Origin of the sequence: Metabacillus lacus, assembly GCF_009674805.1 — a bacterium.
GTDB lineage: Bacteria > Bacillota > Bacilli > Bacillales > Bacillaceae > Metabacillus_C > Metabacillus_C lacus.
The window spans coordinates 113,311-138,749 of sequence record NZ_WKKI01000006.1 but is presented as its reverse complement, the minus strand read 5'-3'; the positions used below and the strand labels follow the sequence as shown (position 1 = coordinate 138,749).

The 25,439-nt window shown below is 39.7% G+C and carries 30 protein-coding genes and 1 pseudogene; 7 read left to right on the top strand and 24 right to left on the bottom strand.

What is annotated here, in order from left to right; genetic code table 11:
* Positions 1–224: 224 nt before the first annotated feature.
* The 3 genes from GJU40_RS06035 to msrA form a co-directional block, all read right to left on the bottom strand.
* The gene (locus GJU40_RS06035; RefSeq protein WP_154306842.1) at positions 225–983 is read right to left on the bottom strand and encodes a GNAT family N-acetyltransferase; all 759 of its coding nucleotides are present in this window, start codon (positions 981–983) and stop codon (positions 225–227) included.
* A gap of 88 nt (positions 984–1,071) precedes the next feature.
* Positions 1,072–1,500, bottom strand: coding sequence for a peptide-methionine (R)-S-oxide reductase MsrB (gene msrB, locus GJU40_RS06030; protein ID WP_154306841.1), 429 nt, complete (start codon positions 1,498–1,500; stop codon positions 1,072–1,074).
* Entirely contained in the window at positions 1,493–2,035 is a 543-nt protein-coding gene (gene msrA / locus GJU40_RS06025) for a peptide-methionine (S)-S-oxide reductase MsrA (protein ID WP_154306840.1), read from the bottom strand. The genes msrB and msrA overlap by 8 nt, the downstream gene beginning before the upstream one ends.
* Positions 2,036–2,227: 192 nt before the next feature.
* Here msrA and GJU40_RS06020 point away from each other — a divergent pair, with 192 nt between their 5' ends.
* Positions 2,228–2,485, top strand: a complete 258-nt coding sequence (locus GJU40_RS06020; protein WP_154306839.1) for a DNA alkylation repair protein — start codon at positions 2,228–2,230, stop codon at positions 2,483–2,485.
* Positions 2,486–2,587: 102 nt separating this feature from the next.
* Entirely contained in the window at positions 2,588–3,352 is a 765-nt protein-coding gene (locus tag GJU40_RS06015) for a DUF4397 domain-containing protein (RefSeq protein WP_154306838.1), read from the top strand.
* A gap of 446 nt (positions 3,353–3,798) precedes the next feature.
* On the opposite strand, the gene ypmT is transcribed toward GJU40_RS06015, so the two are convergent.
* From ypmT to GJU40_RS05995, 4 genes are all read right to left on the bottom strand, one after another.
* Positions 3,799–4,005: a protein YpmT gene (gene ypmT, locus GJU40_RS06010; protein WP_154306837.1), complete on the bottom strand. Its 207-nt coding sequence runs from the start codon at positions 4,003–4,005 to the stop codon at positions 3,799–3,801.
* A 224-nt stretch (positions 4,006–4,229) separates the two neighbouring features.
* Entirely contained in the window at positions 4,230–4,838 is a 609-nt protein-coding gene (locus GJU40_RS06005) for a YpmS family protein (protein WP_170289343.1), read from the bottom strand.
* Positions 4,839–4,852: 14 nt separating this feature from the next.
* A complete protein-coding gene (locus GJU40_RS06000; protein ID WP_170289342.1) occupies positions 4,853–5,644 on the bottom strand; it encodes an SGNH/GDSL hydrolase family protein in 792 nt (263 codons plus the stop codon).
* 297 nt (positions 5,645–5,941) lie between these two features.
* Positions 5,942–6,214 carry a YlbG family protein gene (locus tag GJU40_RS05995; RefSeq protein WP_154306861.1) on the bottom strand — a complete coding sequence of 91 codons (273 nt, stop codon included), beginning with the start codon at positions 6,212–6,214 and terminating at the stop codon, positions 5,942–5,944.
* A gap of 71 nt (positions 6,215–6,285) precedes the next feature.
* Here GJU40_RS05995 and GJU40_RS05990 point away from each other — a divergent pair, with 71 nt between their 5' ends.
* On the top strand, positions 6,286–6,609 hold the full coding sequence (locus tag GJU40_RS05990; RefSeq protein ID WP_154306834.1) for a hypothetical protein: 324 nt from the start codon (positions 6,286–6,288) through the stop codon (positions 6,607–6,609).
* A 27-nt stretch (positions 6,610–6,636) separates the two neighbouring features.
* On the opposite strand, the gene GJU40_RS05985 is transcribed toward GJU40_RS05990, so the two are convergent.
* The 4 genes from GJU40_RS05985 to ylbD form a co-directional block, all read right to left on the bottom strand.
* Positions 6,637–7,086, bottom strand: coding sequence for a YlbF/YmcA family competence regulator (locus GJU40_RS05985; protein ID WP_343031425.1), 450 nt, complete (start codon positions 7,084–7,086; stop codon positions 6,637–6,639).
* 123 nt (positions 7,087–7,209) lie between these two features.
* A complete protein-coding gene (locus tag GJU40_RS05980; RefSeq protein ID WP_154306833.1) occupies positions 7,210–7,605 on the bottom strand; it encodes a hypothetical protein in 396 nt (131 codons plus the stop codon).
* Positions 7,606–7,736: 131 nt separating this feature from the next.
* A complete protein-coding gene (locus GJU40_RS05975; RefSeq protein ID WP_154306832.1) occupies positions 7,737–7,976 on the bottom strand; it encodes a YlbE-like family protein in 240 nt (79 codons plus the stop codon).
* 6 nt (positions 7,977–7,982) lie between these two features.
* Positions 7,983–8,381, bottom strand: coding sequence for a YlbD family protein (gene ylbD / locus GJU40_RS05970; RefSeq protein WP_154306831.1), 399 nt, complete (start codon positions 8,379–8,381; stop codon positions 7,983–7,985).
* A 142-nt stretch (positions 8,382–8,523) separates the two neighbouring features.
* On the opposite strand from ylbD, the gene GJU40_RS05965 reads away from it, so the two are divergent.
* Positions 8,524–9,009 carry a PaaI family thioesterase gene (locus GJU40_RS05965; RefSeq protein ID WP_154306859.1) on the top strand — a complete coding sequence of 162 codons (486 nt, stop codon included), beginning with the start codon at positions 8,524–8,526 and terminating at the stop codon, positions 9,007–9,009.
* Between the two features lie 234 nt (positions 9,010–9,243).
* Here GJU40_RS05965 and GJU40_RS05960 read toward each other — a convergent pair whose 3' ends face one another.
* A complete protein-coding gene (locus tag GJU40_RS05960) occupies positions 9,244–10,284 on the bottom strand; it encodes a CAP domain-containing protein (RefSeq protein WP_154306858.1) in 1,041 nt (346 codons plus the stop codon).
* A gap of 391 nt (positions 10,285–10,675) precedes the next feature.
* Between GJU40_RS05960 and GJU40_RS05955 the strand changes: the two genes are divergently transcribed.
* Entirely contained in the window at positions 10,676–11,038 is a 363-nt protein-coding gene (locus tag GJU40_RS05955; protein ID WP_154306830.1) for a YugN family protein, read from the top strand.
* A gap of 268 nt (positions 11,039–11,306) precedes the next feature.
* Entirely contained in the window at positions 11,307–12,365 is a 1,059-nt protein-coding gene (gene ytvI, locus GJU40_RS05950; RefSeq protein ID WP_154306829.1) for a sporulation integral membrane protein YtvI, read from the top strand.
* Between the two features lie 70 nt (positions 12,366–12,435).
* On the opposite strand, the gene GJU40_RS05945 is transcribed toward ytvI, so the two are convergent.
* The 9 genes from GJU40_RS05945 to cyoE all read right to left on the bottom strand — a co-directional run bounded on the left by GJU40_RS05945 (position 12,436) and on the right by cyoE (position 20,821).
* Positions 12,436–13,611 (bottom strand): GNAT family N-acetyltransferase, encoded by a 1,176-nt coding sequence (locus GJU40_RS05945; RefSeq protein WP_154306828.1) that lies wholly within the window; start codon positions 13,609–13,611, stop codon positions 12,436–12,438.
* Positions 13,604–14,128, bottom strand: coding sequence for a GNAT family N-acetyltransferase (locus GJU40_RS05940; RefSeq protein WP_154306827.1), 525 nt, complete (start codon positions 14,126–14,128; stop codon positions 13,604–13,606). The genes GJU40_RS05945 and GJU40_RS05940 overlap by 8 nt, the downstream gene beginning before the upstream one ends.
* Before the next feature lie 69 nt (positions 14,129–14,197).
* The gene (locus GJU40_RS05935; RefSeq protein WP_154306826.1) at positions 14,198–14,665 is read right to left on the bottom strand and encodes a DUF420 domain-containing protein; all 468 of its coding nucleotides are present in this window, start codon (positions 14,663–14,665) and stop codon (positions 14,198–14,200) included.
* 28 nt (positions 14,666–14,693) lie between these two features.
* Positions 14,694–15,602 (bottom strand): cytochrome c oxidase assembly factor CtaG, encoded by a 909-nt coding sequence (gene ctaG / locus GJU40_RS05930; RefSeq protein WP_154306825.1) that lies wholly within the window; start codon positions 15,600–15,602, stop codon positions 14,694–14,696.
* 200 nt (positions 15,603–15,802) lie between these two features.
* On the bottom strand, positions 15,803–16,132 hold the full coding sequence (gene ctaF, locus GJU40_RS05925) for a cytochrome c oxidase subunit IVB (protein ID WP_154306824.1): 330 nt from the start codon (positions 16,130–16,132) through the stop codon (positions 15,803–15,805).
* 4 nt (positions 16,133–16,136) lie between these two features.
* Positions 16,137–16,760, bottom strand: a complete 624-nt coding sequence (gene ctaE / locus GJU40_RS05920; RefSeq protein WP_154306823.1) for a cytochrome c oxidase subunit III — start codon at positions 16,758–16,760, stop codon at positions 16,137–16,139.
* Positions 16,760–18,631, bottom strand: a complete 1,872-nt coding sequence (gene ctaD / locus GJU40_RS05915) for a cytochrome c oxidase subunit I (protein ID WP_343031422.1) — start codon at positions 18,629–18,631, stop codon at positions 16,760–16,762. Before ctaD ends, ctaE begins: the two co-directional genes overlap by 1 nt.
* A gap of 26 nt (positions 18,632–18,657) precedes the next feature.
* Complete coding sequence (coxB, locus tag GJU40_RS05910) at positions 18,658–19,737, bottom strand: cytochrome c oxidase subunit II (protein WP_154306822.1); 1,080 nt, start codon at positions 19,735–19,737, stop codon at positions 18,658–18,660.
* 157 nt (positions 19,738–19,894) lie between these two features.
* Positions 19,895–20,821, bottom strand: a complete 927-nt coding sequence (cyoE, locus tag GJU40_RS05905; protein ID WP_154306821.1) for a heme o synthase — start codon at positions 20,819–20,821, stop codon at positions 19,895–19,897.
* A gap of 603 nt (positions 20,822–21,424) precedes the next feature.
* Here cyoE and GJU40_RS05900 point away from each other — a divergent pair.
* On the top strand, positions 21,425–22,366 hold the full coding sequence (locus GJU40_RS05900; protein ID WP_154306820.1) for a COX15/CtaA family protein: 942 nt from the start codon (positions 21,425–21,427) through the stop codon (positions 22,364–22,366).
* Positions 22,367–22,398: 32 nt separating this feature from the next.
* Here GJU40_RS05900 and GJU40_RS05895 read toward each other — a convergent pair whose 3' ends face one another.
* The 3 genes and pseudogenes from GJU40_RS05895 to GJU40_RS05885 form a co-directional block, all read right to left on the bottom strand.
* Positions 22,399–23,820, bottom strand: a complete 1,422-nt coding sequence (locus tag GJU40_RS05895) for a cryptochrome/photolyase family protein (protein ID WP_154306819.1) — start codon at positions 23,818–23,820, stop codon at positions 22,399–22,401.
* Positions 23,821–24,098: 278 nt separating this feature from the next.
* Complete coding sequence (locus tag GJU40_RS05890; RefSeq protein WP_154306818.1) at positions 24,099–24,452, bottom strand: hypothetical protein; 354 nt, start codon at positions 24,450–24,452, stop codon at positions 24,099–24,101.
* Between the two features lie 74 nt (positions 24,453–24,526).
* A pseudogene (locus GJU40_RS05885) lies at positions 24,527–25,312 on the bottom strand (insertion element protein); the annotation flags it as partial.
* Positions 25,313–25,439 lie beyond the last annotated feature (127 nt).

Below are 25,439 nucleotides of genomic sequence, written 5' to 3'. Positions count from 1 at the left end.
GTTAAGCTAACCACTACTACCGCCTTCATGGCTCGGGACTTGCACCCTATAGACTGCACCCATGCCGGGCGCACATACAAAAAGGATCAGATTAAATCTGATCCTTTTGTCTGTATTCACAGTCTTCTTAAACTAAGCCACACGTTTCCTTGTGTTTAACTTGTTTGCACATCTAATTAACCCGTTAAGCATTTTTCAAATTGTAATAGTATACTTTACTAACATCAAAAATTATGAATGGTCAAGCTCTCTTTCACTTTACTGAATCCAAGTTTTTCATAAAAATATTGAGCACCGTCTGATTGAGAAGTGACAAGATAGACAGTAGAAATGCCAAGCTTTCCAGCTTCTCTTATTGCCTTTTTTACTAAAGAGCTTCCAAATCCCCTTCCTTGGTAATCATCCAGCACAGACAATTCTTCAAGCTTTGCAGTTTTATGCTCCCTGGACCAGAACAGTTCTGTACTGCCGACTGGCTTTCCATTTTCATAGCAAGCAAAGAGCAGGATAGTTTCATTCAGATAATAAGGCTGCTTCCGCTGCAGCTTGCTGCGTGCAAAGAACGCTCCATGATGAAAAGCATCGTATTCATACATGACACTCCAGGCATCTTTCATTGCTTTCTTTTTATCATCAGGTGTTTCGTCTCTTACTTCGTTTAGAGAGAGCTCTGATGTTTGGATAGCATACACAAGATCAAGATCAAGAAGATAGCCCTTTTGTGACAGCGTATCTGTCACGCGGGGTCCAAGCCACATTGTACTCGGAAGCTTTACATGTGTAAATTCTGTTCCTAATATACAGGGGGCTTCCTGCAGCAAAGTATATAGATGATCTTTATCAGGGTAACTACATACTCTTAAAAATTGATGACTAAACATGTCCTTTAACTGTTTATCTGAATAAGAGCAGTATCCCGGATAATTCTTTTTTTCGCAAAACAGCTGAAAGTACAAATCCTCTGTCTGTTCAATATGTAACATATTGCCTCCCCTAAAGATGATAATGACAGAAAAAACCCCGTTCTAAGGGGTTTTTGCACTCTTACCAAAGCCATTTCAGCTTTCTCGATTATTCGAATATAGCCAGGAACTTTCCATATCCTTCTTTTTCTAAATTTTCTTTAGCTATGAATTTTAAGGCAGCGGAGTTAATGCAGTACCTCAATCCATTTTCCCCAGGACCGTCATTAAACACATGGCCTAAATGGGAATCAGCAGTTTTGCTGCGTACCTCAGTTCTGATCATGCCATGTGAATGATCTTGTTTCTCCTCAATTTCAACATCTTCTATAGGTCTGGTAAAGCTTGGCCATCCGCAGCCTGCATCATACTGATCCTTGGAGCTGAACAACGGTTTACCGGAAACAATATCGACATATATTCCGTCCTTTACATTGTCCCAGTATTCGTTGCGGAAAGGAGGTTCAGTGCCGTTTTTCTGCGTCACTTCATACTGCATCGGTGTTAATGTCTTTTTTAACTCTTCTTTATTAAGCATTGTTATCCCCCCAATGTTTTTGAATATATCCTGCCCTGCCGGAGCCTACACTGTATTGCTGATATCTGGCTGGATTTTTTTTATAGTAGTCCTGATGATAATCTTCCGCCGGGTAAAATGGCTTAGCCGGAAGAATTTCCGTTACTATTGGTTTTGAAAAACGGCCGCTGTTCTGCAGCTCCTGCCTGCTGTTTTCTGCAAGCTGCTTTTGCTGTTCATCATGATAAAATATTGCTGTTTTATAAGAATGACCCCTATCAAAAAACTGTCCGCCTGCATCAGTCGGATCAATTTGCTGCCAAAATACCTCCAGCAGCTTTTCATAGGAAAACTGTTCCTCAATATACTCTATTTGGACTGCCTCATAATGTCCGGTGGTATCAGAGCTGACTTCCTCGTAGGTAGGGCTTTCAGTGTGCCCGCCTGTATATCCTGAGACGATACTTTCTATCCCGGGCTGTTCGTCGAATGGTTTTACCATACACCAGAAACACCCGCCTGCAAAGGTTGCTTTTTTAGGTTGAGAGTCAGACATTTTCACTGCCCCTTCCAAAATTTATATTGGTCTCATTATATCATTCTTGCAGGAAAAACAAAGAAATATGCCTTTTTGTTTAATGTATAATGATAACATTTATTAAGAAACTAACAGGAAACACGATAGAATTTCTATCACACAATTTATGCGGTGTGTTTTGAACTAAATTATTTGATAAAGGAGATAAATATGACAGCACCCTATTTATGCCCAAACTGCAAAACAAATAGAAGCAGATTTAATATTATAGAACAGCTTTCACATGCTGTAAAAAAGAACCCTGCCACAGGTGAAATTACGGAGGAATATGAAACTGCTTCTGCAGAGATTTTTCATATCCAATATAAAGGACCTGCTTATAAAGTTCAATGCGGAGCATGTGGACTGATTGAAGAAGAACTGGCGTTTATCAAAAGAGCTGAAAGTACACCGAACAATAGAAATTAATAATATTATTATGTTAACTTGAGATTTCACATGAAAAGGTGATATTTTACAATCCCCCTTCATATGTTAGTTATATATAATGCATTAGTCAGGGGGAGAAATATGTACGATCAAAATCAGCTGTATTCTGCCATCATCTATGATCAGCTAGCAAAGTATTACAAATATATTGATCCAAATAAACACATTATGTATTATCAGCAGCATCTCCATGCCATGCACCAGGCGCTCGGCACCCATCAGCAGGGCCAGCAGCAGGCCTATGGACAAAGACAGCATATGTCTCCAGGCTATACGAAAGTAAGAATTCTCCATGCCTCTCCTGATGCACCTGCCGTTGATATTTATGCGAACGGAAATCCTATTTTGCGGAATGTAGCTTATAAAAAGCTGAGTGACTACCTGCAAATACCTGCCGGACAATACCGGATTGACATTTATGCAGCAGGAACACAAAACCGCCCAGTATTAACTGAAAACGTGATCGTCATGCCTGGTGTAGCATATACAGTTGCTGCTGTAGGAAACGTATCGAATTTAAAGCTGTTTCCTATTGTAGACCGCCCGTTTGTTTCAGCAGGAGAAACCAAGGTTAAGTTTGTTCATTTATCTCCTGACGCACCAGCTGTAGATGTGGGTGTGAAAGGCGGCGGTAATCTATTCAACAACATCTCATTCATGACTGCCACCAAGTATGTTTCTGTTCCTCCGGGGAAAGTGGATCTTGAGGTCAAAGTTGCAGGAACGGACACTGTAGCGCTGAGCGTTCCAAAAGTTCAGCTGAAAGCCGATAAATCTTACACGGTGTTTGCAGTTGGATTTGCCAATGGAACACCTAAGCTTGAAGCACTTTTATCTGAAGATTAAAGCTCTGGTCTCAGCACCAGAGCTCTTTTTATGGTCAGAAATCGCTCTCTTTTTGATTGCGCCAGCCTCTTCACGCTTCCTTCCTACATGGTAAACAAGCCATATATGAGAACACTCAAGTTGAATTAAATACCGTGCAAATCGCAAAAACTACCAAAATAAAGTGAAGTTTTTGCCCCCTAGAGAGAATTTAAATTTATAGCATGCTCCCTGTATTAGCTGATTAAGCAAAATTCTTTTTAGAGGCTTTGTAAAGAATGTTTATGTTTTTCGTAAATATCAGGATTTTTGGTGTTGAGCATGTATAATTTATTGTAAGAATCTTAAAACAGGAGGCATTTCTATTATGTTGAAATTTTTTGGCAGAGTAGCAGTCTCATTGGCTTTTATTGCACTATTTACTTTTTAGCATGTTGTTTCTGTGACAGAGATAAAAAAAAGAGGAGTTACCCCCTCTCGCCTTTTTCAACTCTTTTTTCATCTTTCAGGTGAAATATATAAAATGCCCCGCTTAAAAATAATGCGCTGTATGATATATTCATAAATACTTGTTCCATGTTTCCACTTGTAAAGTTTATATATGCCGCGCCGCCAAAACAAACTGCCAGCAGACTTCCAATAACACCAGTAATTGAAAAAACGTTTGTAAACATACACTACCCCCTTTAATCTTCTGAAGCTGCAAGCTGAATTTAAAAGGCTTGTTCAATATGTAGTCTATATCTATCCTCTACAATGATAACCATTTTCTATGATGCCCATATTGCTGTTTTTAAAGCAGCAATGCTCTCAGCTGTGTTCTAAGATATAATTTTTAATGATTTTTGCATGTAAGTCAAGGACTAATACAAAAACGGCAAAAGAAGTGCCCCGGCTGTTAGCCTTGGGGCACTTCTCTTAATGTGTCAACTGGAACTATCAGCCGAAAGCGGATATTATCATTTTCCAGATCAAGCATCTCCGCTCTTGTCTGCAGTCCATTTTCGAATTGAACTTCACTAAGCTGTATATCAATGGACTGCTGTTTAGGACTAATATAAACAAAGTCGGGAAGCTGATATGTTCCATCCACATATTGAAGCGCGTACGCCACGGGAAGCTGCAGCCTTCCCAGTGACAGGCTTTCTACTTTTAACAGAACATTTCCATCAGTTTTTACTATCGGCACAAAGGCAATTCTGGCATCAATATCAGTGCTGAATGCTCTAATTTTTCCTAAAAGATACACTTTGTCTTCCAGAACAACTTCGTAGTCCAGCTGATTGGCGTCGGCTTCTTCTACTAAATAATGCTGTATCAGCTGGTTCAGGTTTTCCTTTGAAGCTCCTACTGTAAATTCTACTGTATCTTCATCTGAAAGCTCTATATTGCTGCGTCCCTGTGGAATTTCGTCCTCTGGAGGCATGTACAAAAAAATGAATAAAGCGGCTGTTACAATTCCCACAATACTTACTACCGTAAAAAAAGCTATTTTCCATCTATTCATCAACTCACCCTGCTTCATAAGTCTTCATTAGCCACTAATACTTCAAATACTCTTTCTCCCATTAACTCATACCCATTCCCATTGGGGTGGAATTCATCTTCAGCAAGCAGATTTCTAACACTGCTGATTTCAAAAATATCTGCTATTGGCACAAACAGTGCGTTTCCATCCCTCGTAAGCGTTTCATTTGTACGATCATTCCAGTCTCCTACCACTGAATCAATTTCCGAAAGCTCTGGTAAAGCATACTTGAATGGATTATAAAGACCGACAAAAACGATTGTGGCCTCTTCATTGTGAGAACGTATCTCAGAAACAATTTTTTCAAATCGGCTGCCGAAGTTTTGCTGTTCTCTTTGAAAAGGTTCAATGGTCAGTTGGAAAAAGTGATTCCGGACCACTCTCATCACATCATTGCCGCCTATTGTCATAACCACCATATCTGCCTGCTCCAGAGAGTCTATCACCTGTGAATCTTCAAGCCTTGTAATCAGGTTGTTGGTTGTATGCCCTCCAACTGCATGATTGTTAATCAATATATTGCGGTAGCCCATTTCCTGTTCCAATTTTCTTTTCAAAGTGCCTACATAGCCGCCTTTTCCACTCTTATCCCCTACACCGGCTGTTAGGGAATCACCAATCGCAACAATATTCATTTCTCCCGGAATAAATGTTTTTGGAGGATTATCTTTTTTTATCACATTCACTGACTTAAATGCAGGTACAGACTGCTGCAAAGTGTTACTTGAACAGGCAGCTGCAAAACAAGCCAAAACCAGCATAAATGCCAGCCAAGATTTTTTCATCACATTCATCACCCTTACATTGCTAAGTTAACATGGCAGTAATCAAAAATCCAAAATAAAGCATGATTATGTCCATAGTTATATATATCACTAAGTGGCAGGAGGGAAAACACTTTTTTTGTGGAACATGAAGAAATACTTGTCATACTCCTCGGTCGAGTAACAAAATAAATGATTTTCCTGAGGCCGAAGGAATAGCTGGGGTGTGAACAGGGTACGATTCCTATAAAAAGAATAATTGATCATATTGAAGAAAGCCCGCCATATGGCGAGCCTGGGAGTAGACACAAAGTAAGATTATAAACCTATTTTATAATCGTATTCTTTTGCCTTGTCTATTTTAGATTCAAATTCCAGCTTTAAAAATGGCTTGTATGATGGTTCTGCTTGTTTAACAAAGGAATAAGATGAAATTTTTTCTAATGTTTGCTGATGAATTTCCATATCACAGTACAAAACTACATACTTCATCTTTTTGGAAACATAATGGATGTTCCCGAATTTTCTCAGCATCTTCACATGTTTCAGGGAATGCATGTAAACTATAATTCCCTGCCTTTTGTCCATCATTGTATCATTCACCTGATATACACTCCCTTTTATTTGCTGCATATTTCTCTATTCTTCAAGGAGGATGAAAAATGGATTTAGATCTTGTCTGGAATCAGTTTTTAAGCCACCTTGCTAAGCAGAACAGTGTTTGCTCCTGCAAAAAAATTCATCGTGCAGGCATTCCGTTTCTGTATGTGTATATGAATTCTTCTTCGGGAGTAAACATCAAGGAAGCAGAAACAGTCATTCATACATCCTCCCGATGGGCCATGAAGGGGCTCCGCTTGACGTATTCAACTCATTTTGTGCGAGTAGATGCAGAGCTTTATGTATTCAGACACAGATTTCTTGTACCGCAGGAAAAAATGTTTTGCTGCGGAAATCTCTGCGAAGACTGCATCTGGCGCAAATAGAAAGACGGGGCTGCTGCCCCGCCTAAGTTAAGAAACCTTGCATCCGCAGCCTCCGCCCGAACCGCAGCCTCCGCCGCAGCTGGACAATGAGTCAAAATATGGATTACCAGTTGGAACTTTAATGTATTGTGAAACTGCCTGGCCAATTTCTACGCTGATGCTGTCTAAAAGAGACTGAAGCTCTTTCTCTGCTTTCTTAAAAGCTGCGACACTCTCATGTAAATCAACATTTCTTTTAACTTCTCTCATCTCTTTTGTCAAACGCTTATGATCAGGATGATACTTTCCAAAACGCTGAACATCCTCATACAGATCTTTTGCTTTAGAGAATTGTGAAATTAATGCCTGAGCTTCTTTGTCATTTTGTAATCTATATAATGAGCGATAGTAGTCTTCCGCAATTTCAGATTGCATAACCAGCTGTGCCAATTCTTCTGCTTTGTTAAGAACGTTGACGCTTTCTAATGTCGTCAAAATCAATCTCAGCACCTCCAACTACATTGTATCACGATTTTTTACGATTGGAAAATGCTGATTCATGTATTCTAACAAAATGAATGGGAAAAAAAGCTGTCAGAGGGCACCATTTTCTCCCGGCCCCTACAAATGAATCTCAAAAGTCTGCTTGAATTCTGTATGTTTTGTTGCACTGGAAACAAATTCTACCGTAATTGTGTGGTATCCTTTCGGAACATTCTTCATCATAAAAGCTGCGGTAAAAATTTCTTCAGATTGCTTTCCGTCTATCCACAGCTTGATAAAGCCTTCTTTCGGATCTGATGTATCTGAGGATGAAGAAAATCTGTAATTTGGAACAAAGCACTCTATATATACAGTGCTGCCTCTTACTTCATGCTTTACAATCAGCTCATCTTTTGCACGCATCTTCACATTCTCAACTGCTGCAGCTTCCACTATGGTTTCCGGTCTGGGTTTATCATTTGTACATCCTGCAGCTACTAAAAGGACTGCAAGCATCGTTATGTATTTTTTCATGAAACTAACCTCCTTTCTAATAGAATGCACAATTATAAAAAAAACATAAATACCTAAAGGAATGATCCGTAAAACTCTGCCGTTAAGATAAATTTTGATGATAAAAAGCAGTGATGGTATCATCACTGCCATCAATCCTGCTGGCGCATGGCATAAAACATGCTCATCATCATTTGGGCCATCTGAACAGAATTGGAAAATTGAGCTACTTTATGTGGAATTGTTTTTTGATATGTGTTCATCATCGTGAGTTTCAATTCTTCAAGCTCATTAGGGTTTCTGGAAATTTTTCGATACCAATAGGGCTGCTCTCTCACAAATTTATGCAAATCTGGGTTGCTGCGGATTACTTCCATTGCTTCTGGCCTCATGCTCCATTAATCCTTCCGGAAAGAGAAAGGGGAGTTTGGTGCATTGCTGTTTTGAGGACCTGCTGCTTTAGAAAGCCCTAATTGTTCCATTAACCCTTGAATCGTTGAAATTGTATTTGAGACCTTGTTGATGTTCTGATTCATTGCGTTGGCATCCATCGTCTTCACAGCTTGAAGCATTTGAGAAACAAAGCTTTGCTTGCTTTCAGCTGAGTCATTCTCCTGCTGCACTTCTACATCCCCATATTTCTTCCAGGTCACGTCGTTTTCGCCTAAAAGATACCACTCTTCGTAGAACTCCTGCCAGGTTTTTTGCCCTTTTCTTACTTCCTGAATCATTTTCGGATGTTTTTTAACGAAGTCTTTAAAAGATTCGACTGAAGGATGAAGATTGTTTACAGACATACATCCCACCTCTTTTCTTACTTGTGCCTACTTCATTTTATAGAAGGAAAAGCTTAAGTGTTCGCCTATTTTTATTAAAATTGGCAAAGGCGGGTATTGCTGTTAGTATGTCAATAAACACACAAGACAGGGAGTGGCGCAGTTGAAGACTGATTTTGAAAAATTATTAGAGGATGCATCTGATGAAGAAAAGGAAATTCTCAGCATTGTACTTCAAGCTCTAGAAAGAAAAAGAGCTAAACCATCAAGTTCCTATATCGGCGGGCTGCTTGGAGCAGAGGCTGAAGCTTCCGAAGACAGCAGCAGCTTCTCTATATCAATTCCTAATACCCCCCTTATTCAAAATGCGTTGAATATTGTTCACGGCGGCATTACTGCAACTCTCCTGGATTCAACAATGGGATCTCTCGTTCACTGGATTCTTCCGGAGTCTCATGCTGCAGTAACCACAGAAATGAAAATCAATTATGTAGCACCCGGTACAGGAAAACAGCTGACTTGTAAAGCGGAACTAATACATAAGGGTACAAAAATTGTAGTGACGGAAGGAAAAGTGTTCAGGGATGATGGTGTACTTTTGGCACATAGTACAGCAAGCTTCTTTATTATTGAGAGGAAGCAGCTGTAAAGTCATCATGCTAAGACCACATTACATTCCCTTAATACGAAGTAGCATGAACCGGATAACCGAAATATTCTCAATAGAAATCTTAGAGGAAATTAATTAGCGAATAACATAACTCAGATATACATCATTAAGATGATATAGGTTTTTTTATAATTGGGTTTACCATTCATCAACAGCCGTCCTATAAAAAAAGAGGAAACACAATGATTCGTGTTTCCCTTTTTTGGTGATCTATCATTTTTTTATAAAATTCTGCGTATAAAACAAGCCGTTAACACCTACACCAAGGCTGGTGAACTCGTCGTTCAAAAGTGCTTCCCTATGCCCCTGGCTGTTCAGCCAGCCTTCTGTGGCAGCTATTCCATCGATATAATGTGCTGCAATGTTTTCCCCTGCCAGCCTGAATGATACGTTTCCTTTTTCAAGCCTGTCTGAAAGTCTTCCTTCAGTGGGAGATTCATGAGAAAAATATTGATTCTCCTTCATATCCCGGCTATGTCCGAAGGCAACATGAGAAGCCTGCTCATCCCAAGCGAGAGCTTGTATACCGTGCCTCATTCGAATGACATTTGTAATGTCAAGAATCTGCTGTTCTGAACCTCTCTCAATCTCCTGCCATTTTTCCGGCGTAACATCTTGAGCGCTTAGGAGTTCTCCCCGGTAAACAACCTCATAAGGCCGCTGCTTGATAAAAGTATCTCTGTCGAGCGCTCTGATACTGGATAGCGTTCCATCAAATTTATCAATATAAAGCTGAATATATACGTCCCCCATTTTTACAGAAGGTCTAGTGTTCATATCCTCTTCTGAAAACTCAAAGCGATAAGAATTTCCATGGGCCTCCATTTCAAGGCTGGGTGAAACAGGTGCAATTTTAAATACTTCTGCGAGCGGCTGTCCCAAAGTAAAAGGACTGACATTGACTTCAGAGCCTATTCCATAAACGGAGACAACTCTGTCATTTTCTATTCCAATTTGCAAATATTGATTTAAATTAGCATTATAAATCCACCAGTCGTAATCATAAGCGGATGAGTCAATTCTGTTTGGATCTCCGAGTGCCGCTTTTACATCCTCTGCCGGCTTGCCTATAAAAGAAAGAATACCGCTTTCGGGTACATTTAAATCTTCCGCCTCATTGCTCTCTTCATGAGCAATCTGCAGATCTTCTTTTTTTTTCATTTCTAAAGGTGGATGCTCACCAAACTTGATAAATACGGAGTAAGTTGCAAATATGATGACAAGAATAATGATCGTTCTTGCAATGTTTTTCAGTGTAGTCTCCTCCAATATATTGATCTTCCGTGACACTTTAGTAAAAACCACAGCAGCGAGCGGTTGGACACTTTATAGGCTCATTTAATCAAAAGAAATTCAAAATTTCAAGTAATTGCTTTGAAAAGAGTATAACTTAATTCTGCTTACTCGTATAGAAAAATCAGCCTTTTACATTCCTCTCCCAGAAAAATTTGGATTACTTTCAAGATTATCTCTTCTCACGATTGCGAAAATGACTCTTTCATACTATTATTAATAGTGGAATCTTAATTTTATCGGCAGGGGTAAAGACACTAGGATACTTACAGCCGGCTGAGCCTTCGGGTCTTTACTGAATATGCCATTTTTTTAAAGCGATTACAGAGTGGTTTTAGGAGGGGAAAACGTAATGAGAATTGAAGGAACTGGAATAGAAGAAACAAAGGCAGAGTTGGCAAGATTGGATGAAGTCATGAATGATTTCGGTCTGATCCGAGCAGGACAGTGGGATTACGAGCGTGTTACATATGATAGAAAATACGAAATCAAAGGTGAAATTTTTTATTTACGTGTTCAAGGATACGCTGTTGATGGTGATATTGGGAAAGACGAGGCACTTATTCAACTGATGACACCTTTACTCGGCAAACATTATTACCCGCATGGTGTAGAATACGGAGAAACTGAACACTTTCCCGAAGCAGTCACACATTCAAGTGCTGAAGTACTTAAACAACTGAAAAACCAGCTGGATCAGCTGCAGGAAGTTTAAAGTAAAAGCAGATATGCTTTTGCTTTTTTTATAGCTTCTTTTGTAAGTAAGTTCTCATTATCAAAGGCAAAGTACCTGATAACACTAACAATTGTCAGACTTTCAAATTTTTTATTGAGGGAAATACAGCTGTGACTTAAAATAGATGTTTAATTTTAAGGCTAAAAATGATAACGGTTGCAGAAAAGAAATGAATGGTTTTTTATATCATGGCATAATATAATTTATTTATATAATTATTTAGCCATTTACAGAGAGGGGTCTCGCTTTGACAGCAATATTCACCAAAAAAAATATAATTATGATTCTCTCCATTATAGTGATAGGCCTTCTCATTTATTTTATTCTCCCTATCTCTATTCCAATCATCTTAGCTTTAATCACTGCACTCTTGCTTGAGCCTGCTGTCAGAATGATCGTTCAGCGTGGAAAAGTGAAAAGAAATGTATCAGTACTGCTCGTATTTCTTATGTTCCTGCTCCTGATTGGAATCAGCGGTTATTTCATAACAACAAAAGTGGTGGGAGAAGTCATACAATTGGCTGAAAATGCACCAGCTTATGTGAATGAAATCAACAGGGTATGGAAGGATTTTGAAACCACAATCTCTACGACTGTAGAGGATCTTCCAAAGGAGTTTGTAGAAGAGGTCAGCAATCAAGTGGAAAACTTTCTGCTGAATACACGGGATGAATTGGCAGGATCCCTGAATATTGAAAATGTAAAAAATATTTTCACAAATATACCAAACTATCTTGTGAATCTCCTTGTATATTTGATAGCCTTATTTTTATTTATGATCGATCTGCCCCGCCTGAAAGAAAAAGCATATTCTCATATGACAGAACGGACAGCTCAACAGGTTGCTTTTATGTCTAAAAGAATATCCGTGGTCATGTTCGGCTTTATTAAAGCACAGCTGCTCGTCAGTGTCATTATCTTTCTGGCTGCTCTTATCGGACTTCTGCTAATAAGCCCTGAAATTGCTTTAATTATGGCCCTGATCATCTGGGTAATCGATGTGATTCCCCTTATCGGCTCAATCATTGTCATGCTTCCATGGACATTATTTCAATTTATGACAGGTGATATAGCATTAGGTACAAAGCTCGCTATTCTGACAATTGTTCTGCTGATTATCAGGAGAACAATAGAACCTAAAGTGATGGGAACTCATATCGGACTCTCTCCCCTCGCTACTTTGATTTCTATGTACCTGGGCCTTAGATTATTTGGCTTTTTGGGGTTCTTCATCGGCCCGATGATCCTGATTGTTTATAATACTGCACGTGAAGCGGGCATCATTCGATTCCGCTTTAAAATATAACAAAGAGCCTGCCTTTTCGGCAGGCTCTATTTGTCTATACTTTAGCAGTTTTACTGCAACTAACATTTTTTTAAAAGAAATCAAACAGGATAGATTGTTTCGCAGGAATACACCTAGACAGTGACTCAGCATCTTCCAAAGATCCTGTCATTAAACCAGCCCTGTACAAAAATTCAGCGTCTTTATAGCCTGAGAGAAGTGCAGTTAATGTACCTATATCAAGAGTGAGTCCTCTTTTAGGGGGATGAGCACAGGCTGCACCCTCATTCTCCTGTCTGAAAAAGTCAGCTTTCTCCTTGTTTTTCATAAAAGTCCCATTATTCCACGGTGCGTGTGAATCATGTATATGAAGAATAAGCGGCTGCTCCTGAAGATGAAAAGGAAAAGCTTTTAATATTGCTTCAGCGTCGACAATTCTCCCCATTGCATATGGCTTTACCTTTACTTCAGCATCAGGATTATGAAGGTAATATGTAAACTCGTCCTTCTCATGGGTGACCCACTCCGCTCCATCTACCATGGAATCATGCTGGGCGGTATAGTTCCACAGCAGCTTTTTTGCCTCTTCCTCAAGGAAGATTCCTTCACGAATGATAAATTTTTTATTTTTCACTTCGTAAAGCAAGTAGCCGAGAGGTGTATAATCTGTAGAATAGGCAATTGCTGCATGCTCTGCTCCTTGAATCACCGTATTCTCCCACCAGGAATCATCCCTGTCCAAAAGAGAGTTGTTATCAATAGCAAACTGACTGTATATTCTTTTTAATTCCGCAATCATGTTTTTGCTGGCGTGCCTCCTGACAGTTCCTTTTATTGAAGGAATTCTCACCAGATCCTGCCTAGAGAATGATACTATTTTGCGGGAAGAGACCAGCTCCCAACCAAATTGCCTGTAAAACGCAGTATGAAACGGATGTAGATATGACAAATACATTCCTTCCTGTCTCATCCGCTTCAATGCATCTGTTAAAAGCCTGTTCACTTTTCCCATTCTTCGATATTCAGGAAAAGTGGCCACACCAGCAATTCCGCCCATCCTGACAGAATTACCATGCCAATGCATTTGAAAAGGAATGATATGAAGCTTAGAGGTAATCTCTCCCTCTTCTTCATCAGCAAGGATAATGTGATTTTTAAGCTGATCTCTTCTCTTTTGCAGTTCTTCTTCAGTTACCTTGTATTGAAAAGCATATTCTGATAACTGTATTGCTTTTTGATAGTCTTTTTCATCCAGTTCTCTAATCATGAATGTCCTCCTCTATCTTCTTCAAAGACCATGTTAAGTAGTCCTGATCTCTGTCTGTGCATATTAACCCCAGTTTTCCAAATGCGTTTATTAACAGTTCCTGCTCCAAGGTACAATGTGTAGTGATCGCAGTAATTGATTTTTCCAACAGCAGCCAGTCAGTAAATGCGTACAATGCTTCATGAGTATGATCAATTGAGAATTCAGGGTTAAGATGATGACAAAACTCCACCCTGCCCTCAGCGTCCGGCTTGCCTTTTAAATAAAAGTCTCCGATAATCTGTTTGTCTTTATATTCAATAATCAGCCAGACTCCCCAGCACAATTCTGTTTCATCCTTCTCTAATCTTTCGATATACAGAGGTAAAATTCCTTTAATAAACAATGACGGCCAATGCTTTGGAATCACTATAGGTGATCGTTTCTCCAATTCTTGCCGATGAATAATAAGCGACTTAGAGATATCCAAGGAACAAGGTACAAGCAGAAGATTTTTAGTAATAATCTCAGCCATCATGAACCTCCCCGTTCAAGCACATAAAAAAAGTGTTATAGATTATATATTCTATAACACTTGTATTTTATGTTATAAACCGAGAATTGCTCTAAATACGGAGGTTGTTTCACCGCCGTGATAAAAGACATAAAGCAGAAGATACACAGCTGCCCCGGTCGTGGCTGTAAAAAACCAGATAATGCTAGTAATCGGTCCTATCTTTCTGTGCTTGCTCAGTTTGTTTTGATATCCCGACAGCAGGGTGATGATTCCAAATACAGCACCTGTTGTTGCCAGAAAGATATGAAAAACCAGAAAAACAGTATAGTATATTTTAATAGAGTCAGGACCTCCGAATGCAGTATTTCCTACAAAAATTGTCCTGGAGGCATATACAATAAAGAAAATCAGAGCAAAAACTGCAGCTGCAAACATGGTTTTCTTATGAGCTTGAATTCTGCCCTTAGCGACCAAAATCCACCCGGCAGCAACGCATAGAGCGCTTAAAATGATAAATGCAGTACTGATAGTAGGTAAAATAGGCAATGCCGTATTCATAGATGTATCCTTTCTGCTTGAGTGTATTCTATTTCACTGCTCCCGCATTCAGCGTGCCGATGCTCGCCTCAAGCTCATCACGTTCTTTTTCCTTTCGAACCCACTCAAAGAAAACCATTCCCAGGATAATGCCGTACACAATCTCCTGAATAATTTTCATAATGACTCCTCCAAGCTGCTGATCCTCAACCAAAGGTAATGTGTTAAACATTTCCGGTCCGCTCAAATTTATTCCTGAGAGCATATCAGCAGGCACACATAAGTGCAGCGCAGTTATCCAGGCAGTAGGATCAGAGTACGTGCTGTACAATGAGGCCGAGGCAAAAATAATCAAGGCGCAAGCAGGCGTCAGCAAGACACCATCAGCGAAAATGTATCCTACTTTTTTCAGCCCGCTCAGCTCCTTCCATTCCGGAAGCCTGTTAACAAGCGGCCACCACATAGCAAGCGAAGCAGAGAACAAAAATATGCTCATGGAAGAGTGATAAATTGGATTCGTTTTCACAAAATCAAAAATCAAGGGAATATGGTAAAAAGAAAAAGCCCCATTAAAAAAAATCAACGCAATCAGAGGTTTGGTAAAAAAAGAGAAAACAGGCTTTATAACGGGCTTATATATGACGGCTCTCCATAACCAGGCAGGAATACTGACGATCAGCAGCGGCGTAAAAACTAAATATAAAATAGCCATTTGCGTCATATGGGCACTAAACATGAGGTGGCTCAGCAAGTCAACCGGGCTTCCTTTTATAATATAGAGAAGTGCCATGCTGGTTATAAAAAGCGCTTTCGTTTTTGGGCTAACAGGTTCACTATCTTGAAATTTATTTCGCAAAGGACCAATTATAATAAAATATAACACTGATAACAAAAGGACAAACAAGAAAAAATAGGGGCTCCATAAAGCTCTGAAGCCAAAAATACTAATATTTTCCAAGTGTTTCACTCCCCTGAACTATTCACTTTTCCTGCCACTATTATACACTTGTCTGTTTGCATCTTCAATGAACGTTCTATGACAGAATTGTGCTAAAAGCCCAGAATATACTAATGAAAAGTATCTGTTTTGCTGTATTGTTGCGCAGTTCGCATTCCCTTCTTTATACGTAAAAAAATCGGCCTCAAGGGCCGATTTTTTTACCACCAGATGATTGTTACAAAAGCCAGAACAGTAATCAGTCCTACGCCGAGTCCGGAGTACAGGAACAGAGCTGGTGTTTCATGCCCTTTATGGTTCATATGCATAAAATAATACAGTTGAAAAATGACCTGTACCACTGCCAGAAGGATGATGAAAGGCACTGCAAACCAGGCTTCAATTGCTTCATAGCCGACAGCGATAAAAGCGATGACTGTAAAGAAGATCATCATGGCAAATGAAACGACCTGCATTTTCATATCCTGTGCATTTTTTTTTCGGCGGTATGCTATGTCTACTTTAGGGTTTCCTGTGTTTTGAGTTGCCATAACCTTATCCCACCATTCCCATTAAGTATACGATTGTAAAGATAAATACCCAAACTACGTCGATAAAATGCCAGTACAAGCTTGCAACATAAAATTTTGGTGCATTATACAGGCTCAGCCCTCTCTTGCGATTGCGAATCATCAAAGCAGAAATCCAGAGCAGTCCAAACGCAACGTGTGCCCCGTGAGTTCCAACAAGTACATAAAACGCAGATCCCAGTGCACTGCTGGTGATGGTAAATTCGTACTCATGTACATAGTGATAAAACTCATAAATTTCTAAACCTAGAAAAGCTCCTCCAAGAGCAAGTGTAATCCCGAGCCAAAGCATCATTCCTCTAAAGTTAAAGTTTTTCATATGATACATGGCATAGACACTTGTTAAACTGCTTGTTAATAAAAGCATGGTAGCTATAAAAACTATGGCCGGCTCAAAAAGCTCCTGAGTTGTCGGGCCTCCTGCATTGGAATTGCGCAGTGCAAGGAAAGTGGCAAACAAAGATGCAAACAAAACTGTTTCTCCACCTAAGAATAGCCAAAAACCTAAAAATTTATTTTTACCTTCGAGTGTCGCTTTCTCGGGAGCAGCAGGAAATGTTTCAGCTGTTAATTTTTCTTCAGCATGCATTATTTTCTACCCCCTTTTTCATCTTCTTCATTCATTAAGTCCTCTTTATGAATGTGGAATCCATGATCATCCTTTATTGACCGGACAAGCATGGCACCAAACGTTATTGCAAGACCTGCAAACAGAAGCGGATATCCAAAAGCATGATCTGCGTGATACATAGCTCCAAAAGCAGCCACGAATAAACCGAAGGAAATGATAATCGGCAAAATGGATGGGTTAGGCATATGAATGTCGCCAACCGGTTCGGCAGGTGTCATCCCTTTCTTGCCTTCCATCTTTTCTATCCACAGTGCATCAAGTCCGCGCACAAGCGGTGTTTGTTTAAAGTTATATTCCGGAGGAGGACTTGAAACCGCCCATTCAAGCGTACGCCCATCTCCCCAAGGATCCATACCGACTTTTTCCCCTTTAATAGAGGTAATGACAACATTATAAAGCAGTACGATTGTTCCAAGTGCCATTAACACAGCACCTGCTGTACTTACCGCATTGCCTATCTCAAAGCCCTGGCCAGGCAGGAAAGTAAAGACACGGCGCGGCATGCCCATCAAACCAAGGAAATGCTGAATAAAGAAAGTTAAATGGAAGCCTGTAAAGAACAGTACAAATGTTACCTTGCCAAGAAACTCATTCAGCATTTTGCCGAACATGGCAGGCCACCAGTAGTGGGCAGCAGCGAATAAACCGAATACAACGCCGCCTACAATGACATAGTGAAAATGCGCTACAACAAAATAAGTATCATGATACTGATAATCAGCAGCAGCACTTGCCAGCATGACGCCTGTCACTCCGCCCAATGTAAAACTCGGAATAAACGCAACAGACCAAAGCATTGGTGTAGTAAAACGAATGCTTCCGCCCCACATGGTAAACATCCAGTTAAAGATTTTAATTCCTGTTGGTACAGCAATAGCCATCGTCGCAACAGCAAAAATTGCGTTTGCAATCGGCCCCAGTCCTACTGTGAACATATGGTGAGCCCATACCATGAATCCAAGGAAACCGATTAACACGGTAGCGAATACCATTGAAGAATATCCAAACAGGCGTTTTTTAGCGAAAACAGGTATAATTTCAGAAAAGATACCGAATGCCGGCAATATTAAAATATAAACTTCAGGGTGTCCGAATATCCAGAATAAATGTTCCCAAATAATAGTATTTCCACCCATGGTATGATCAAAGAAATGAGTGCCGAATAGACGGTCGAACATCATAATTGCAAGCCCGACAGTAAGCGGCGGAAACGCAAACAAAATAAGTGCAGAAGCAACAAAAGTCGTCCATGTGAACAGCGGCATGCGCATATAGGTCATGCCCGGCGCACGCATATTAATAATGGTAACAAGAAAGTTAATCCCTGCAATTAAGGTTCCAATCCCTGAAATCTGAAGACCCAAGAGATAAAAGTCGATTCCGTTTGAAGGGGATTCCAGTGCTAAAGATGCATATGAAGTCCAGCCTGCATCAGGAGCTCCTCCAAGAAACCAGCTTAAATTTAAGAACAGTCCCCCGAAGAAGAACAGCCAGAATCCAAGTGAGTTAAGAAAAGGAAACGCAACATCACGCGCACCAATTTGAATGGGTACTACTGCGTTCATAAAAGCAAAAATCAACGGCATCGCCGCAAGAAATATCATGGTCGTTCCATGCATGGTTAAAATTTCGTTATAAAGGCCAGCGCTTACAAAATTGTTATTTGGAATAGCCAGCTGGATGCGGATGATCATCGCTTCCAATCCGCCCAGCACGAAGAAAAACCCGCCGGAAATAAGGTAGAGAATCGCAATCTTTTTGTGGTCTACTGTTGTTAAATAGTCCCACAGAGCTGCGCCAAAACCTCTTCTCTGTGTCAACGTACTCACAATTTTACCTCCTCTGATTACCTGGCTTAGTTGGATTCAACCTTCAGGCCTTGTAAGTATTCTGTAAGAGCATCAATTTCCTGCTCTTCAAGTTTAGGGTAAGTATTCGTCATTTTGTTTCCTGGCTTATATTTCTCAGGATCTCTTAACCAGTTTTTAATGCTTTCTTCGTCATGCGGCAGAATGCCTGCGACGCGTGAACGCTCGCCAAACGATGCCAGGTTAGGACCTGTACGTGCCTGTTCAGGCCTTTCATCGACTGGATTCACAGCATGGCAGCCTAAGCAGCCTTTTTCTTCAAACAGCTGTTCACCTTGCTGAGCCAAATCACCTTCTGCAGAGGCTTCATAAGTTTTCATATTGTCTGCCCACTGAGTAAATTCGTCTTTTGAAACCGCTTTTACTTTAAAGTCCATTAAAGCATGTGAAGGTCCGCAAAGCTCGGCGCACTTCCCATAAAAATAGTCTCCCGCCTGCTCGGTGCGGCCGGAATCAAAAGTTAAATAAAATCGGTTGATATTTTCGGTATTCGTATCCATTTTCCCGCCGGCTGAAGGGATCCAGAATGAGTGCTTAACATCAGCGGCTTTTAGATTAAAGTAAACTCTTTCATCGGTCGGAACAATCAAATCCTGGCTAGTGATAATGCCATAATCCGGATATTCAAATTCCCACCAGTACAGATTTGCTCTTACATTGACAACAAGTGCATCATCAGGCGTTCGGTTTTCCCTGTCCATCGGCCTCACATCCGCTAGTTCGAATGTTGCCGCTACTACTGGAACCGCTAACACAATTAATAATAAAATAGGAATAACAGTCCAAATAATTTCAAGCTTATGATTTCCTTCAACCTGCTCAGGAATTTTGTCTTCATCACCTTTGCGGAAACGGAATTTCCATACCACATAAATGAAGATTACTGTTACGACTGCAGTGACAAAAACCATTATATAGATACTCAGCATAATTAAAGAGTATTGCATATCCGCTACTTCACCAGCAGGTCTTAAAGCGGAAACAAATGGCTTTCCACAGCCGGCCAAAACAAGCGTCAGCAATGCAAATAATGAAACAAGACGCAACTTTGTCAGCCACTTTTTCATAGAAAAATCAAACCCCTCTTTCAGTAATTTAGTTGTGCTTTCTCGTTGAGATAATGAGAATTACTTCTCTATGTAAAAATTCTTCCATAGAAAGAATTTCCAACCAAATATAAAAGAAATGGCGGAGACTCCCCCGGGCCTCCGCCCATTTCAGCTGTTAAATAAGTGTAAAAATAACCATTGAAACGAACATGATGGTCAGATAATTAAGGGAATAAACAAACATCAGCTTAGACCATTTAATATCGTCTTTTATTTTAAATCCTGAAAATGCCAAAGCAACCCAACCGATGTTCAGGAGTGTTGCAAGAATGATGAAGCCTGTTCCAAGTTCATAAAGATAAAAAGGAAGCGGAAGCAGGCAGACTACCCATACGATCATCTGTCTTTTTGTCATAGCAAATCCATGAATAACCGGCAGCATTGGTATTCCAGCTGCACGGTATTCTTCGCATCTCTTCATAGCAATCGCTAGGAAGTGAGGCGGCTGCCAGATAAACATCAGCATGAACAGAACCCAGGCCATTACACTAAGGTTCGCATCCACCGCTGCCCACCCGATTAGTGGAGGAACGGCACCGGAAATGCTTCCTACAACAGTATTAATTGTATATCTGCGTTTCGTCCACATCGTATAGAAAAATATATAAGCAACAGCACCGAAAAGTGCAATCATCGCAGCAGTAACCGTGGTCATCAGCAAAGCAACGAAGCCCACCGTAATAAGCAGAACACCGGTCCAGAGGGCTGTGTTTGCATTCATTCTTCCGGATACAGTCGGACGGTTTTTTGTCCGCTCCATTAGATGGTCAATATCACGGTCGTAATAATTGTTGATAGCACATGAGCCCGCCACCACTAACGCTGAACCAAACATGGTAAAAAACACTGTATCAAGTGAGCCCAGGAAACTTTGGTTTGTAAAAAATAACGCAAGCCAAAGGCCTGTAAATGTAGTGATTGAATTGGAATTAACAATGCCCACCTTTATTAAAGAAAGAAAATCTTTCCAGACATTTGTTTCGGGTATATCGTGAGAACGTGTTTCATTTAGGGAAACATCCGCTGTCCTCGAATTAGACATGTATTTTACCTCCTTAACCTTTCTAAACCTTCACAGATTAAGAATGAAGGGTTCTTAATTGAGCATTTCCGCTGATGTAAAGCTATAAAGCTTTTAGTCTGTGATTTTATAAAACCATCGACGGGTTACTTATATCATACTAAACTGCTGCTCTTTTAAAAACGCTCTTCTATAAATTTAACCATAATTCGACAGTTATATGTGAACAAATTATGAAGAAATTATGTCCAAATTGTGAAGGAGCTCAAGGCTTTTCTTTACAAAATTAGGGGCCGGTTTCGGTAAGCTGATGTCTTCTTAATTATTTTACCATATCTGAGAGAAGATTTCCTTTTAATTTGGAAAATGTGACCCAAACTGAAAGAAACATATTTTCTTTCAAAAACCTGAATCAGCCCCTCTATATTTCTAGCAAACCAATTCACGATAATCAACCATTTTAGCTTCTAAATTCCTTTAAAATCTCAACTATTATAACTTTGTGAACAATGAGCAATAATCATTGTCTTTTCTTGCAGTATTGCTTACAATCGTAGAGTATTCGTTATACATTACTTTTCTGAAATTGTATTAATATAGATATTAGATAAGAAGGTGAATTCTATGCATCGTGCATTAAAATATTTCGCGGTTCTTACCACAATCGTCATGCTTTTTGTTCTGATTGGCGGGGCGCTTGTTACTAAGACGGAATCAGGTGCAGGCTGCGGCGATTCTTGGCCGCTTTGCCACGGACAGCTGATCCCGACTGACATTACATTTGAGCTTGTCGTTGAGCTGAGCCACAGAGTAGTAAGCGGAATTGCCGCCCTTCTGGTACTGGGGCTCGCCATCTGGTCCTGGAGGTCAATTGGACATGTAAGAGAAACAAAGTTCCTCGCAATCCTCTCGGTATTTTTCCTGCTGCTGCAGGCATTAATTGGTGCAGGAGCTGTAATGTGGGGTCAATCTGATGTTATTCTTGCTTTGCACTTTGGTATTTCTTTAATTTCATTCGCATCTGTACTTCTGCTGACACTTCTGATATTTGAAGTAGATCAAAAATTTGATGCACAAACATTGATTATTGATCCTAAAATGAAATTCCATATGATTGGCATAACAGTGTACAGTTATATTGTTGTTTACACAGGTGCATTAGTGCGTCACAAAGGAGCCAGCCTTGCATGCCCTGACTGGCCGCTTTGTTCATCCAGGGCTAACGGTATGCCTACACAGCTTCATGAGTGGATTCAAATGGGACACCGTTTTGCTGCTGGATTGATCTTTGTTTGGATCGCTTATGCTGCCTACCGTGCTGTAAAGTATCATAAGCATCAAAAAATTGTGTACTACGGATGGATTATCGGATTTATCTTAATCTGCCTTCAGGTTATTTCAGGAGCACTGGTTGTTCTAACCGGACTAAACCTGTTTATTTCCCTGGCACACGCTTTAATTATTTCTTGTCTTTTTGGACTGCTCAGCTACTTTATCCTTCTGATCACGCGTGAGAAGTCAAATGCAGCTTTCAAGAAGAATAATAATAAAACACTGTCACAGTAAAAAAGAACGGGCAAAGAGCTCGTTCTTTTTTATTATCCGCCCTTATTCTCCCCTTCCGCGGTTTGAAACATTTCTATTGCCAGCTTTCTCTGCTCATGATGATTAACAGCCGGTTTTGGATACTCTCTTCCGGAAGGGCAGCCATATGCTTCTCTGTCACCTTCATCCATCTTCCAGGGTTCATGTATGTATGTGATAGGCACATTTCTTAACTCAGGAATATATGTTTTAATATAGCTGCCGTCCGGATCTAACTGTTTTGATTGTGTCACAGGGTTAAATATCCGGTAGTAAGGGACTGCATCTGTGCCAACGGAAGCAGCCCATTGCCAGCCTCCTGCATTAGATGCCAGGTCATAGTCAATGAGTTTTTTTGAAAAGTAATGTTCACCGTGTCTCCAGTCAATCAAAAAATTTTTTGTTAGAAAGGACGCTGTTATCATGCGAAGCCTGTTGTGGATCCACCCTTCCTGATTCAGCTGGCGCATTGCTGCATCAATGAGTGGATAGCCGGTTCTTCCTTCCTGCCAAAGCTTCAGGTACTCTCTGTTTTCTCTCCAGGGTACAGCATTGTATTTTGAGTTAACAGGCTTTATTCTGCTCTCTGGGTATCGCGCAAATATACTTTGAAAAAAGTCTCTCCAGGCAAGTTCTTTTAAGAATGCATTTTTACCATCCTGATTCAGTTCAGTTCCTCTCACATAGAAATAGAGAGTTCTTGCTGAAATAGCACCTGTTTTTATAAATGGAGAGAGTTTACTGGTACTTTCATTATGAACTTTATTACGGGTATCATGATAACTGTATAAAATTTTATCCGTAAAGTTTTTCATTTGTTCCCATGCTGCTTTCTCACCAGTTCGCCATTCTGAATGATAGACTTTTAAAATGGGATCCTGTTGATGAAGATCATAAGTTGCTGCGCTTTCTTTCAGCAGGGATAAATCAAGTTTTACAGGGGGCTGTTTAGGCAGTGTCTCCCATCTTCTATAATAGGGTGAAAAGATTTCGTAGTATGTTCCGCTTCCTTTTAGGACTTCCCCAGGACCAAGAATATGGGCATCTTGATAACTGTACCAAGAAATACCGTATTTCTCTGCGGCTTCTTTTACTTTCTCATCCCTCTGCAAACCATAACCAATACGATCTTCATTCAGAAACATAGCAGTGATATCGGGATAGTCATCAAAAAGTTCTTGAAATGAAGAAACAGGGTCTCCTTTTTTAATTATAAAAGAGATACCTAATGAACGGCAGCCTTTCATAAAAGCGTGTACTGCCTGAAAGAAATACTGATTCCCCAGTTCTATCTTCCCCCGATTAAAATAGGGATCTATTTGAAAAACAAATATTAGCTTTGCGTCTTGTTTTCGGGCAAATTCAACTGCATGGAACAATGCCAGATTATCTTGCAGCCGAAAGTCTCTTCTAAACCAGACAATTGCTTGTTTCATGTATTCTCACCTCATTTCAATGTTAATGGAATGGTATTAGAAATGATATTTTTGATAGGTTTTGTTGTTGGAACATGTATTCGTTTTTTGTACAATGATCTAAATTGAATATGAAAATAGAAAAAAGGCGTGATTATCCTAACGGGTTCGGTTCAGAAGTACAAAAGTTAAAAAAACAGTCCAAATATCAGTTTAATTCACATTAAAATCGAACCAATTTTAGCAAAGTAAATAGCACTAAAAAAGGCATTGGTCAGGAACCGATGCCTTTTTAATCATTACATTTGTTGTTTGTGTGATGTTTCCACATTTGTTTTTTTGGAAAACGAAAATTTTATTAAACCAAGCACTAAAAAAACCATACTGATAGCCCAAAGAACACCTGTGATACCAAGACGCAAAGATATTTCCTCAGATGCCTTTGGATGGCTTACATCAAATCTAATTGCATCTAAGGCTCGGATAACTGCCCAACTAAAAAATACTAAATATCCAATCACCAATCCATAAGCCATTCTAAAAGATTTCCGTTTTTTTGAAAATAATAATATTAATACAACAATGAAAGTTATTCCCATTATGATTGAAAAACCGCCTACCAACATACTCATTGTTTCCTGCTCCATTGGCATATTTTTTTACTCCTCTAAAAGGTATCTTTTATGCTTATTTTAACATAAAATTCCAAAGCCCTTTCAATTAATGGTTATTGTATATAGATTATTTCTTTTAAATGAAATTGCTTTTTTACAATGCCTAATCGTTGAGCAGGTGTACCTACCGTTCCCTTTGATTTGTAAGCTAAACAAAAATTGTAATAAGTCCGCAGTATAGTGAGTGCCATTTGAGCGTACTTCGGATTGAAATTGAAATAGATATAACTTTTGCCATCACCACGGGCTGTCGTTAAAGGTCTTTCTAAGATAGATAACCTCCTGCGAATTTGTTGGATGAAAATATTCATGGCATTGTCGTTCACATCCAAGATAAGATTTGCAATATCTTTTGGTTCGAGTGATGAAAGATTAGTTGTACAATCCACCCATCGAAATCCTCTATCAATTGTCGCAAGTGGATGCTCAATCGGATTACCCGCATATTCATAATGACTGGAAATGCCCGTTGGAACTTCTTTATGAAATTGATGGGTATTAAACAGTTCCTCCATTTTCAGGAACGCAAGTTTCCTTAAAGACTTAATATCGTAACCAGAGTTAATTCCCCAGTTGATTAAATCCACTCTTGCCTGAACAAATTCCTCACGAGCCTGTTTCCGAGATTTGGTTTTATCCGTTTGGCAAAGGAAATGGTGGGCATCTGATAGACGAATTTCTTTGGAGAATACCCGATAAAGGGAAGTCATTAAGGAGTTATCTTTGTCGGTCACAAAACGCCACTCTGAAGCCCTTACAAGCTGTTGGATGAGCCAGTAATGGGCAATGGTTGTATAGGTGGAATTAATATGCAATCCATCTAACTGTCTGTTGGTCAGCAGTCACTTTCCAATCACTATGCTAATTGCGTTGCTATTTATAATGATAATTCTAAATAAACATTGGTGTAACAACAAAAAATGGAGTCCAATTCATATGCGAATTGAACTCCATTTTGTATTACTT